This window comes from Streptomyces sp. WMMC500 (assembly GCF_027497195.1).
Taxonomy (GTDB): domain Bacteria; phylum Actinomycetota; class Actinomycetes; order Streptomycetales; family Streptomycetaceae; genus Streptomyces.
Map to the genome: position 1 here is coordinate 198222 of NZ_CP114905.1, position 11601 is coordinate 209822.

The following is an 11601-nucleotide window of genomic DNA, read 5'->3' on the forward strand; positions in this document are numbered from 1 at the left end:
GCCCCGGCCCTTCAGTCCTCCGGCAGCTCCACCGGGGCGATGGCGTCGAAGACGTCCCCGGGTCCGGGGTTGGCCGGGTCGGTGGCGCCGCCGAAGTGCCGCATCACGCCCCACACCGCGTTCAGCGCGGTCTGCACCGCGCCCTCGGCCCAGCCCGCCGTCCAGGAGATGTCGTCGCCTGCCAGGAACAGCCCGCGCTTGTCCGCCGGCAGCGCCTCCTGCACGAAGTGGGTGAACAGCCGCCGCTGGTAGCGGTAGTGGCCCGGCAGGTTGGCCTTGAACGCGCCCATGAAGTACGGCTCGTCCTCCCAGGAGACCGTGACCGGCGGGCCGATGACGTGCTTCCTGATGTCCACCCCCGGGTAGATCTCGCCGAGGGACTTGAGCATGACCTCCATCCGCTCCTCCGCCGGCAGCGGCAGCCACTTCAGGCTGTCGTCGCACCAGGTGTACGACAGGCAGATCGCCGCCGGCCGGTCCGGGCCGTCGTCGAGGAGGTAGGTGCCGCGGGTCATGCGGTCGGTGAGCGTCATGGACATCACGTCGCGCCCGGTCCGCTCGTCGCGGTCCAGCCAGAACGGCCGGTCCACGGGCACGAACAGCTTGGACGAGGCCATGTAGTGGGTGCGTTCGACGGCGGTCCAGTGGTCGATGGGCAGCAGGTCCTCGGCGCAGTCGATCTTCGACAGGAGCATCCACGACTGGGCGGTGAAGACCGCTGCCCGGTAGGTGCGTACGTCGCCGGAGGCGTCGGTGACGGCGATCCGCTCGCCGGCGGCGCGGGCGAGCCGGGTGACCGCCGGCCGGGGGGCGCCGCCGTCGTGCAGGGCCGCGAGCGACGTGCCCTGCGGCCAGTGCACGGTCTTGTCCGGCGCGCGGTCCCAGAGCCGCAGCGGGAGCTGCCGGCTGCCGCCGACGATGCCGTGGTGGTCGTCGTCGGCCTCCGTGTAGACGACGCGCAGGATCTCCAGGATGGAGTTGGGGAAGTCGGTGTCCCAGCCGCCGGTGCCGAAGCCGACCTGGCCGAAGACCTCCCGGTGCCGGAAGGAGCGGAAGGCCGCGGAGTCGCAGAGGAAGCCGTAGAAGGTCTGGTTGTCGAGCCGTTCGACCAGCCCGGCCCACAGCTCGCGGATGCGCGGCACGTCGCGCTCGCGGATGGCCCGGTTCATGGCGGTGAAGTCCGCGCCCTCCTCCAGGCAGTCGGCCCAGGCGGCGGCCACGTCACGGTAGACCTGGGGCAGGTCGTCGATGGTGCGGGCGTAGTGCGACTCGCCCTTGAGGTCGACGACGGTGGAAGGGGTGCCGGGCGCCAGCGGGTTGGGGAAGGGGCGCGTCCGCAGACCCGTGAGGTCGATGTAGTGGCGCAGCGCCGTGGACGAGGGCGGGAAGCGCATCGCGCCCATCTCGGCGGTGAGTGCGGGGTCGCAGCCGGGGAACGTCTCGGTACGCAGCCGCCCGCCGATCCGGTCCGCCTCGTACACCACGGGCTTCAGGCCCATCTTCATCAGCTCGTACGCGGTGACGAGGCCGGAGAGCCCGCCGCCGACGACGGCGACCTCGGTGCCGTGCCCGGTCGCCGGTATCTGGCCGAGCCCGGCGGGGTGGCCGAGGTAGTCGTCGTACGCGAAGGGGAAGTCGGGGCCGAACATCGTGATCGGCCGCCGGGCGGGCTCCTCCCCCGCGGGGTGGACGGCGGTGGGCACGGTGGACGTCATCGGGCGGGGCTCCTCGGGCGTGCGGGCAGGACGGCGGCGCGCAGCCGCCGCTGGGGCGTGCGGGGTACGGGGTAAGAAGTACGGGGTGCGCAGTGCGGGGTGGCCGGTCTGCGGGAACGGGGGCTCGGGCGGTCAGCCGTACAACTCGGGCCTCAGGTCCGCGAGGTAGGTGTTGTCGCGCCGGGCGGCGGCGATCCGGGCCGGGTCGACGTCGGTGAGGACGAGGTCCTCGCCGTCGTGCCCGGCGCGGGCGCGCACCGTGCCGTCCGGGGCGGCCAGGCAGCTCAGCCCGGCGAAGTCGTAGTCGCCCTCGACGCCGACGCGGTTGGCGTACGCGACGTAGAGCTGGCTCTCGTAGGCGCGCGCGGGCACGAGCGTGCGGGCCACGAACTCGTACGGGCGCATCAGCGCGGTGGGCACGAGCAGCAGCTCCGTGCCGGCCCGGGCGTGCGCCCGCACCAGCTCGGGGAACTCCACGTCGTAGCAGATCAGGATGCCGACGCGGACGCCGTCGACGTCGGCCTGGACCACCGCGGTGTCGCCGGGGGTGAAGAACTTCCGCTCGAAGTCGCCGAAGAGGTGCGTCTTGCGGTAGTTGGCCAGCGGATAGCCGTACGGGGTGATGAGCTGGACGGCGTTGTACACGTCGTTGCCGTCCCGCTCCGGGTAGCCGTAGGCGATGGACAGGCCGTGGTCGGCGGCGATGCCGGCGACTGCGCGGGCGCCCGGGCCGTCGGCGGGCTCGGCCCGGCCCGCCGGGTCCGTGGCGTACCCGCTGAGGAACAGCTCGGGGGCGACGAGCAGCCGCGCGCCTCCGGCGGCGGCGTTACGGGCGGCGGTCTCCAGTGCGGCGAGCCCCTCCTGTCTGCTCGGGGGCACCCCGGCCGGCCCCTGGAGCAGGGCGATGCGCAGCGGCACCATGTGGCAACCTCGCAAGGCGGGTGGGTGGGGTCCGTTTCTCCCGACGGTACGTCCTCGACAAGGCCGTGAACAAGGCCGGTCGATTGCGTCCGACCAGGCGATTCGTTGCGTCGCCGGCGGTTTCCGCGGTGATCCGTTGCGTGGCCCGCGGGGCGGCTCACAGCGGTGGGTCGGGAGCGTAGCGGCGCACGAGCGGGGAGAGGACGAGGACCGATCTGGTGCGCTCGACGAAGGGCTCGCCGGCGATCCGTTCCAGCACTTCTTCGAAGTGGCGCATGTCGGTGGCGAAGATCTGCACGATGGCGTCGGCGTCGCCGGTGACCGTGGAGGCGGCGGCCACCTCCGCGTAGCGCTCCAGGGCGCGGCGGATGTCGCCGGGGCCGGTGTTGGAGCGGCAGTACAGCTCGACGTAGCCCTCGGTGGCCCAGCCGAGCGCGGCGGGGTCGACCCGTACGGTGAAGCCCGTGACGGCGCCGGCCGCGCGCAGCCTGTCCACGCGCCGCTTGACCGCGGGCGCGGACAGGCCGACCTCGGCGCCGATGTCGGCGTAGGTGCGGCGGGCGTCCTCGGCGAGGGCGCGCACGATCCGCTCGTCCAGCTCGTCGAGTCGCATGTCGGCAGTACACCACGGCCGGCCGGGCGGCTCCCGCCGTGGTCGGCCGGGCGGCCGGGGCTACTGCCAGCTCGCGTGCAGTGGCTTGCCCTCGGCGTACCCCGCGGCGCTCTGCACGCCGACCACCGCGCGCTCGTGGAACTCCTCCAGCGTCGCCGCGCCGGCGTAGGTGCACGCGCTGCGCACGCCCGCGACGACGGCGTCGATGACGTCCTCGACGCCCGGCCGGGCCGGGTCCAGGAACATCCGCGAGGTGGAGATGCCCTCCTCGAAGAGCCCCTTGCGGGCGCGGTCGTACGCGGACTCCTCGGCCGTGCGGCCGCGGACGGCGCGCGCCGAGGCCATGCCGAAGCTCTCCTTGTACAGCCGTCCGTCCGCGGTCTGCTGGAGGTCCCCCGGGGACTCGTACGTGCCGGCGAACCAGGAGCCGATCATGACGTTGGACGCGCCGGCGGCCAGCGCCATGGCGACGTCGCGGGGGTGGCGCACGCCGCCGTCGGCCCACACGTGCCTGCCGAGCCGGCGCGCCTGCGCGGCGCACTCCAGCACGGCGGAGAACTGCGGGCGGCCGACGCCGGTCATCATCCGGGTGGTGCACATCGCGCCGGGCCCGACGCCGACCTTGACGATGTCGGCGCCCGCCTCGACGAGGTCGCGTACGCCCTCGGCGGAGACGACGTTGCCCGCCACCACCGGCACCCCGGGGGCCAGGGCGCGGACGGCGCGCAGCGCGTGGATCATCTGCTCCTGGTGGCCGTGCGCGGTGTCCACGACGAGGGTGTCGACGCCGGCGTCGAGGAGTTGCTTGGCGCGGCCGGCCACGTCGCCGTTGATGCCCACGGCGGCGGCGACGCGCAGCCTGCCGCGGGCGTCGGTGGCGGGGGTGTAGAGCGTCGCCCGCAGGGCCCCCTTGCGGGTGAGCAGGCCGACGAGCCGGCCGTCCGGGCCGACGGCGGGGGCGAGCCGGCGGTGGGCGGCGTCCAGCCGGTTGAACGCCTCGCGCGGGTCGATGTCGGCGTCGAGGGTCAGCAGCTCGCGGGACATCACCTCGGAGAGCTGGGTGAAGCGGTCCACGCCGGTCAGGTCGGCCTCGGTGACGACGCCCACGGGGCGGCCGTCCTCGACGACGACGGCGGCGCCGTGCGCCCGCTTGGGCAGCAGCGCCAGCGCGTCGGCGACGGTGGAGTGGGGACCGAGCACGATGGGGGTGTCGAGCACCAGGTCGCGCGCCTTGACCCAGGAGACGACCTCGGTGACGACGTCGATGGGGATGTCCTGCGGGATGACGACGAGCCCGCCGCGGCGGGCCACCGTCTCGGCCATCCGGCGGCCGGCGATGGCCGTCATGTTGGCGACGACGAGCGGGATGGTGGTGCCGGTGCCGTCGGCGGAGGACAGGTCCACGGCCTGGCGGGAGCCCACACCGGAGCGGCGGGGGACCATGAACACGTCGTCGTACGTCAGGTCGTACGGGGCGGGAGAGTCATTCAGGAAACGCACGTACTTCAGTGTCCCACGTGACCGCGGTACCGCCCCCGGGCGGATCCTCCGGGCCGGCCGCGGGCGGGGTGTGCGATCACCCGAACGCGCGCCGGCGGGCGGGCGGCACGTGCAAGCCGGCGGCCCGCGGGTACCCCGGACCGCATGCGTACCGACCCGCACACCTTCGCCTCCGGCGCCGCCGCCGACGCGGTCACCGCCGGACTGCTGCCCTTCCTCATCGGCCTCCTCGTGGTCGCCGTGCTGATCGGCGCCGTGTGGCTCGGCATCCGGATACGGTCCCGGGAGCCGGCGCCGCCGCGGCCGGAGGAACAGCCCCGGCCGCCGGCGTCCGGACCGGTCCGGCGGATCACCGAGGAACGGGAACCCGCCGAGGTGCCCCGCGGCCGTGGCCGGCTGACCCCGCACCGGCTGCGGGGCCACGGCAACTCCGGCACCCGGCCCGCCGGGCGCAGGCCGCACCGCTGAGGCCGGGCCGCCGTCCCGCCGGCAAACTTCCGAGCGACCGGCCGACGCCGTCGTGCCGCGGCGTGCCGCGGCGTGCCCGGGCGCGGCGCAATCGGGCGGATCTCGCCCCGCGGGGGCGTGAAACGGGCCGGGGCGGGGCAGCCGCCTCCATGACCGCTACGGAAACACGTGCACACCCCGTCACGGGAGGACGACATGCCGACGCAGCCGACGCGGGTGCCGGCAGTGGACACCGGAACCCGCCCGCCCACAGGTCCGCGCTCAGCGGACCGGGAGCCCGACCCCGTACCGCCGATGCCGCCGCCGACGCCGCCGACCCCGCCCGCGCCGCCCGCCCCGCCGCGGCCCGGCCCGGACCCGGGGCCCGGCCCCGGGCCGCGCCCCGGTCCCGTACCGGAGCCGCCGCCCGCGCCGGATCCGATCCCCAAGCCGCCGGGCCCCGACCCGGTGCCGGAGCCCAGCCCGCAGCCGGGCCCGGTGAGCTGACACCGATGGCGCGGCGGTTGCGGTGAAGGAGGCGATCCAGGTGGCCGTTTCGGCCGACGAACTCGACCGCGAGGCCCTCGTCCGCTACATCGAGGAGGGGTTCGCCTGCGCGCAGGCGTGCGCGGAGTGCGCGACCGCGTGCCTGCAGCCCGCCGGGGCGGCGGAGCCGGGCGCGGTGCAGCGGCTGGACCTGCGGTGCGCGGACGTGTGCGAGCACACCTCCCGGATGCTCACGCAGCACGGCCGGCACGACGTGCCGGGGCTGCGGGCGCAGGTCGAGCTCTGTGCCGAGACGTGCGCGGCGTGCGCCGAGGACTACGAGCGGCTGGCCGCCGACGCGCCGGGGGCCGCGGAACGGGCGCAGGCGTGCCGGCGCTGCGAGGAGGCGTGCCGGGAGTTCCTGGTGAACCTGCTCTGACCCCGCGGGCTCTGCGCGGGATCAGCCCGCGACGCGGATCCCCCGGCCCGTCACGTCGACCACGATGCCGTCCGCGGTGGCCGTGACCATGGCGAGCCGTACGCCGTCCGGCAGCCCGCCGACCCGGCGCTCGACGTCGACGGCCCCGCGCACCGCCTCCTCGGCCCCGGGCACGCCGGCGGCCGGGACCTCCTCCGCCCGCAGCCGGATGGTGTCGCCGCCCTCGGTGGAGACGGTGGAGAGCACCTCGGCCGGCTCCGGCGCGTCCAGCGCCTCGGCGCTCGCGGTGACCTTCACCCTGCCGTCGCCGCCGTAGGCGAAGGAGACGCCCTGCCGTCCGGCCACGGCCGTCAGCGCCTCGTACGCGATGACGGCGGAGCCCTCGGCGCTCTCCGCGGTCGCGCCGCCGTAGTCGCCGTCCAGTTCGACGCCGCTCAGGTCCACGCCGAACTCGGAGATCATCAGCCGCTCCCCCGTGCCGGCGGCGGCCGGGTCCGCGCGGATGCCGGTCATCCTGACGTCGACGTCGTCAAGGTGCTTGCCGTAGATCTGGGTGAGGAACGGGAAGCCGTGGATGGACACCTCCGTGCTGCCCTCCAGGCCCTGCCTGGCCTGGACCTTCTCCGCGACCCTCCCCTCCGCCACGTACACGGCCAGCCGGTCGGCGGCGACGAAGAGCACGCCGAGCACGAGACACACCACGAGCACGATCCGCAGTCCACGCATGAGACAGGTCCCCCCCGGGAGCGTCGGTTCCGGGAGCCTATCCGCCTCCCCCGTGTGCCTCCCGCGCCCCCGGGCAGGTGTGACGCATCTCTACCCGCGCCGGGGCCCAGGGTCCTGTCCGGCGCGCGGGACGCACGGGATATCTTGATATCAAGCAATCCGGCAGAGCAGCGACGCGGACTGGAGCACCCGGTGACCGAATCAGCATCGACGATCATCTACACGCACACCGACGAGGCCCCGGCCCTGGCCACGTACTCGTTCCTGCCGGTGGTCCAGGCGTACGCCGCGACCGCCGGGGTCGAGGTGGAGACCCGCGACATCTCCCTGTCCGGGCGGATCCTCGCCCACTTCCCCGAGCGGCTGCCGGCCGGCCGGCAGGTGGCCGACGCGCTCGCCGAGCTGGGCGCGCTGGCGCAGACGCCGCAGGCGAACATCATCAAGCTGCCGAACATCTCGGCGTCCATCCCGCAGCTCAAGGCTGCCGTCGCCGAGCTGCGCGCGCACGGCTACGACCTGCCGGACTACCCGGACGAGCCCAAGACCGACGAGGAGCGCGACATCCGCGCGCGCTACGACAAGGTCAAGGGCAGCGCCGTCAACCCCGTGCTGCGCGAGGGCAACTCCGACCGCCGCGCCCCCGCCTCGGTGAAGAACTACGCGCGCAACCACCCGCACCGCATGGGCGCCTGGACCGCGGAGTCCGGGACCAACGTCGCCCACATGATCACCGACGACTTCCGCTCCACCGAGAAGTCCGCGGTCGTCGAGCGCGACGGCACCCTGCGCATCGAGCTGGCCGCCGTGGACGGCACCACCGAGGTGCTGCGCGAGGCGGTGCCGGTGCTCGCCGGCGAGGTCGTCGACGCCGCCGTGATGCACGTCGAGGCGCTGCGCGCGTTCCTCGGCGAGCAGGTCGCCCGGGCGAAGACCGACGGCGTGCTGTTCTCGCTGCACCTGAAGGCCACGATGATGAAGGTGTCCGACCCGATCGTCTTCGGCCACGCGGTACGGGCCTTCTTCCCCCGGACGTTCGCCCGCTACGGAGCGACGCTGGCCGCCGCGGGCCTGACCCCGAACGACGGGCTCGGCGGCATCCTCGCCGGCCTCGACAAGCTGCCCGAGGGCGCCGAGATCAAGGCGTCGTTCGACGCGGAGCTGGCCGAGGGTCCGGCCCTCGCGATGGTCGACTCCGACCGCGGCATCACCAACCTGCACGTCCCCAGCGACGTCATCGTGGACGCCTCGATGCCCGCGATGATCCGTACCTCCGGCCACATGTGGGGCCCGGACGGCGCCGAGGCCGACACCCTCGCCGTCATCCCGGACAGCAGCTACGCCGGCATCTACCAGGTCGTCATCGACGACTGCCGCGCCCACGGCGCCTTCGACCCGGCCACGATGGGCTCGGTGCCCAACGTCGGCCTGATGGCGCAGAAGGCCGAGGAGTACGGCAGCCACGACAAGACCTTCGAGGCCGGCACGGCCGGGATCGTCCGCGTCGTCGACGGGACCGGCGCCGTCCTGCTGGAGCAGCCGGTCGCCGAGGGTGACATCTTCCGCATGTGCCAGACCAAGGACGCGCCGATCCGGGACTGGGTGAAGCTCGCCGTCACCCGCGCCCGCGCCACCGGCGACCCGGCGGTCTTCTGGCTCGACGAGGGCCGGGCACACGACGCCCGCCTGATCGCCAAGGTGCGGGAGTACCTGCCGGAGCACGACACCGAGGGCCTGGACATCAGGATCCTCGCCCCGGTCGACGCCATGGCGCTGTCGCTGGAGCGGATCCGCCGCGGCGAGAACACCATCTCGGTCACCGGCAACGTGCTCCGCGACTACCTCACCGACCTCTTCCCCATCCTGGAGCTGGGCACCAGCGCCAAGATGCTCTCCGTCGTCCCGCTGATGAACGGCGGCGGCCTGTTCGAGACCGGCGCCGGCGGCTCCGCGCCCAAGCACGTGCAGCAACTGGTCAAGGAGGACTACCTGCGCTGGGACAGCCTCGGCGAGTTCCTGGCGCTGGCCGTCTCCTTCGAGCACCTGGCGCAGACCACGGACAACGCCCGCGCCCAGGTCCTGGCCGACACCCTGGACCGGGCGACGGCGACGTTCCTCAACGAGAACAAGTCGCCCACGCGCCGGGTCGGCGGCCTCGACAACCGCGGCAGCCACTTCTACCTGGCGCTGTACTGGGCGCAGGAGCTGGCGGGCCAGACGGCCGACGCGAAGCTCGCGGAGGCGTTCGCGCCGCTGGCGGCGACGCTGGTGGAGCAGGAGGAGAAGATCGTCGAGGAGCTGCTGGCCGTGCAGGGCAAGCCGGCCGACATCGGCGGCTACTACCAGCCGGACCCGGAGAAGGCCGCGGCGGTCATGCGTCCGTCCCGGACGCTCAACGAGGCGCTGTCGGCCCTGAGCTGAGCAGCGCGGGTCCGCCCCGCGGCCGTACACCGCCGCCACCGCCCGGCCGGAACCTCCGGCCGGGCGGTGGTGCGCCGGGCGGTGGTGCGCCGGGCAGTCAGGCGCTCCGGCGGTGGGCCAGGCGCAGGGTGCGGTGGGCCTCGGCCACCACCGCGGCGTCGACGAAGCGGCCGTCGGGCAGCGCGAGGGCCCCGGCGTTCGTGGCCGCCGCGGCGACGATCTCCTCGGCCCGTTCGACCTCCTGCCGGGTCGGCAGGAACGCGCGCTCGATCACCGGCAGTTGCCGGGGGTGGATCGCCGTACGGCCCAGGAAGCCCAGGGCCCGGCCGGCGGCGCAGGAGCGGGCGAGGCCGTCGAGGTCGGCGACGTCCGGGTAGACGGACTGCGCGGGCGGCGCGAGCCCGGCGGCGCGGGCGGCGACGACGGCGCGGCTGCGCGGCCAGGCCAGCCCCGCGCCGTCGGCGACCCCCAACTCGGCCCGCAGGTCGGCCTCGCCGAGTGCGATCCCGCGCACGGCGGGGTGCGCGGCGGCGATCTCGTAGGCGCGCTCGATGCCGAGGGCGGATTCGAGGAGCGGGTAGAGGGGCGGTACGCCGCCGGTGGCCGGGTGGCCGGGGGGCGGCGCGTCGGCGGCCGGCGCGGGCGTGCGGTCCGGGGCGGCGGCGCCGGCTTCACGTACGGCCGTCGCCACGCGCAGCACCTCCTCCCGGCCGCCGGTCTTCGGCAGCCGGAGTCCGGCCAGGCCCGGCAGCGGGGCCAGCGTGCGCAGTTCGCCGTCCGCCAGCGGCCCCGCGAGCGCGTTGACGCGGACGTGCACCGGCACCGGGCCGGGGTGCGGCTCGCTCAGCAGCTCCGCGGTGGCGGCCAGCGCGTACGCCTTGCGCTCGGGCGCCACCGCGTCCTCCAGGTCCACCAGCACCACGTCCGCGCCGCTGCGCAGCGCCTTGGCCACCACCGCGGGCCGGTCCCCCGGCACGTACAGCCAGGTGAGATACGTGTCCTGCACGCCCCCGGCCCCGGCGCCGCCCGCCGGGTCCGCCGCGACCGCGCGCGGGGCGCTCACACCGCCCCCTCGTCCCGCAGCCCGGCTATCTCCGCACCGGTCAGCCCGAGTTCGGCCAGCACCGCGTCGGTGTCCGCGCCGTGCGGCCGGCCCGCCCAGCGGATCGCGCCCGGGGTCTCGGAGAGCCGGAAGAGCACGTTCTGCATCTTCACCGTGCCGAGTTCCTCGTCCTCGACCTCGGTGATCGAGCCCAGCGCCCGGTACTGCTCGTCGGCCATCACGTCCCGCACGTCGTACACCGGCGCCACGGCGGCCTGCGCCTTGTCGAACGCGGCCACGACCGTCGCGGCGTCGTGCCGCGCGATCCACCCGCCGACCGCCTCGTCCAGCTCGTCCGCGTGCCGCGCCCGGCCCGCACCCGTGCCGAACCACGGCTCGTCGATCAGCTCCGGCCGCCCCACGAGCCGCATCACCCGCTCCGCGACGGACTGCGCCGAGGTGGACACGGCCAGCCAGCGGCCGTCGGCGGTGCGGTAGGTGTTGCGCGGCGCGTTGTTGGTGGAGCGGTTGCCGGTACGCGGCTGGACGTAGCCGAGCTGGTCGTACCAGAGGGGCTGCGGGCCGAGCACGGTCAGCATCGGCTCGATGATGGCCATGTCGACGACCTGCCCGCGCCCGGTGCGCTCCCGCCCGGCGAGCGCGGTCATCACGGCGTACGCGGTGGACAGCGCGGCGACGGAGTCCGCGAGGCCGAACGGCGGCAGCGTCGGCGGCCCGTCCGGCTCGCCGGTGACGGCGGCGAAGCCGCTCATCGCCTCCGCGAGGGTGCCGAACCCGGGGCGGCGGGCGTACGGGCCGAACTGGCCGAAGCCGGTGACCCGGGCGAGCACGAGCCGGGGGTTGGCGGCGGACAGCTCCGCCCAGCCGAGGCCCCACTTCTCCAGCGTGCCGGGGCGGAAGTTCTCGACGATCACGTCGGATCCGGCGGCCAGCCGCAGCAGCACCTCGCGTCCGCCGGGCGTGGACAGGTCGAGGGTGAGGTTCTTCTTGTTGCGGCCGAGCAGCTTCCACCAGAGGCCGACGCCGTCCTTGGCGGGGCCGTGGCCGCGTGAGGGGTCGGGCTTGGCGGGGTGCTCGACCTTGACGACCTCGGCGCCGAAGTCGCCGAGCATGGTCGCGGCCAGCGGGCCGGCGAAGAGGGTCGCGAGGTCCAGGACCCGCAACCCGGCGAGCGGAGCCTCGGGCGGCGGGGAGTGAGGGGAAGCGGCGGCGTCGGGGGCGGAGGCGGGGGTGTCGGTCATGGTGTCGCGCCTTCCTCGGTGGTGCGTTGCGG

At 74.8% G+C, this 11601-nt stretch carries 10 protein-coding genes; 3 read left to right on the forward strand and 7 right to left on the reverse strand.

Features of this window, described 5'->3' with window-relative positions:
* Positions 1–11: 11 nt before the first annotated feature.
* From O7599_RS00875 to O7599_RS00890, 4 genes are all read right to left on the reverse strand, one after another.
* The gene (locus O7599_RS00875; RefSeq protein WP_281620103.1) at positions 12–1715 is read right to left on the reverse strand and encodes an NAD(P)/FAD-dependent oxidoreductase; all 1704 of its coding nucleotides are present in this window, start codon (positions 1713–1715) and stop codon (positions 12–14) included.
* A 132-nt stretch (positions 1716–1847) separates the two neighbouring features.
* Positions 1848–2636 (reverse strand): carbon-nitrogen hydrolase family protein, encoded by a 789-nt coding sequence (locus O7599_RS00880; RefSeq protein WP_281620104.1) that lies wholly within the window; start codon positions 2634–2636, stop codon positions 1848–1850.
* Positions 2637–2793: 157 nt separating this feature from the next.
* Positions 2794–3249: an Lrp/AsnC family transcriptional regulator gene (locus O7599_RS00885; RefSeq protein WP_281620105.1), complete on the reverse strand. Its 456-nt coding sequence runs from the start codon at positions 3247–3249 to the stop codon at positions 2794–2796.
* 60 nt (positions 3250–3309) lie between these two features.
* Entirely contained in the window at positions 3310–4749 is a 1440-nt protein-coding gene (locus O7599_RS00890; protein ID WP_281620106.1) for a GuaB1 family IMP dehydrogenase-related protein, read from the reverse strand.
* Positions 4750–4893: 144 nt separating this feature from the next.
* Here O7599_RS00890 and O7599_RS00895 point away from each other — a divergent pair, with 144 nt between their 5' ends.
* Both O7599_RS00895 and O7599_RS00900 read left to right on the forward strand, forming a co-directional pair.
* Positions 4894–5217, forward strand: coding sequence for a DUF6479 family protein (locus tag O7599_RS00895; protein WP_281620107.1), 324 nt, complete (start codon positions 4894–4896; stop codon positions 5215–5217).
* A gap of 526 nt (positions 5218–5743) precedes the next feature.
* On the forward strand, positions 5744–6121 hold the full coding sequence (locus O7599_RS00900; protein ID WP_281620108.1) for a hypothetical protein: 378 nt from the start codon (positions 5744–5746) through the stop codon (positions 6119–6121).
* A gap of 21 nt (positions 6122–6142) precedes the next feature.
* Here O7599_RS00900 and O7599_RS00905 read toward each other — a convergent pair whose 3' ends face one another.
* Positions 6143–6847, reverse strand: coding sequence for a DUF2993 domain-containing protein (locus O7599_RS00905; protein ID WP_281620109.1), 705 nt, complete (start codon positions 6845–6847; stop codon positions 6143–6145).
* Positions 6848–7039: 192 nt separating this feature from the next.
* Here O7599_RS00905 and O7599_RS00910 point away from each other — a divergent pair, with 192 nt between their 5' ends.
* Positions 7040–9265 carry an NADP-dependent isocitrate dehydrogenase gene (locus O7599_RS00910; protein ID WP_281620110.1) on the forward strand — a complete coding sequence of 742 codons (2226 nt, stop codon included), beginning with the start codon at positions 7040–7042 and terminating at the stop codon, positions 9263–9265.
* A 97-nt stretch (positions 9266–9362) separates the two neighbouring features.
* On the opposite strand, the gene O7599_RS00915 is transcribed toward O7599_RS00910, so the two are convergent.
* A complete protein-coding gene (locus tag O7599_RS00915; RefSeq protein WP_281623241.1) occupies positions 9363–10271 on the reverse strand; it encodes a CoA ester lyase in 909 nt (302 codons plus the stop codon).
* A gap of 53 nt (positions 10272–10324) precedes the next feature.
* Complete coding sequence (locus tag O7599_RS00920; RefSeq protein ID WP_281620111.1) at positions 10325–11569, reverse strand: CoA transferase; 1245 nt, start codon at positions 11567–11569, stop codon at positions 10325–10327.
* Positions 11570–11601 lie beyond the last annotated feature (32 nt).

Excerpts from the sequence above, each read along its gene's own strand:
- O7599_RS00885 (WP_281620105.1), bottom strand. The coding sequence starts at position 3,249 with ATGCGACTCGACGAGCTGGACGAGCGGATCGTGCGCGCCCTCGCCGAG.
- O7599_RS00880 (WP_281620104.1), bottom strand. The coding sequence starts at position 2,636 with ATGGTGCCGCTGCGCATCGCCCTGCTCCAGGGGCCGGCCGGGGTGCCC.
- O7599_RS00920 (WP_281620111.1), bottom strand. The coding sequence starts at position 11,569 with ATGACCGACACCCCCGCCTCCGCCCCCGACGCCGCCGCTTCCCCTCAC.
- O7599_RS00895 (WP_281620107.1), top strand. The coding sequence starts at position 4,894 with ATGCGTACCGACCCGCACACCTTCGCCTCCGGCGCCGCCGCCGACGCG.
- O7599_RS00875 (WP_281620103.1), bottom strand. The coding sequence starts at position 1,715 with ATGACGTCCACCGTGCCCACCGCCGTCCACCCCGCGGGGGAGGAGCCC.
- O7599_RS00905 (WP_281620109.1), bottom strand. The coding sequence starts at position 6,847 with ATGCGTGGACTGCGGATCGTGCTCGTGGTGTGTCTCGTGCTCGGCGTG.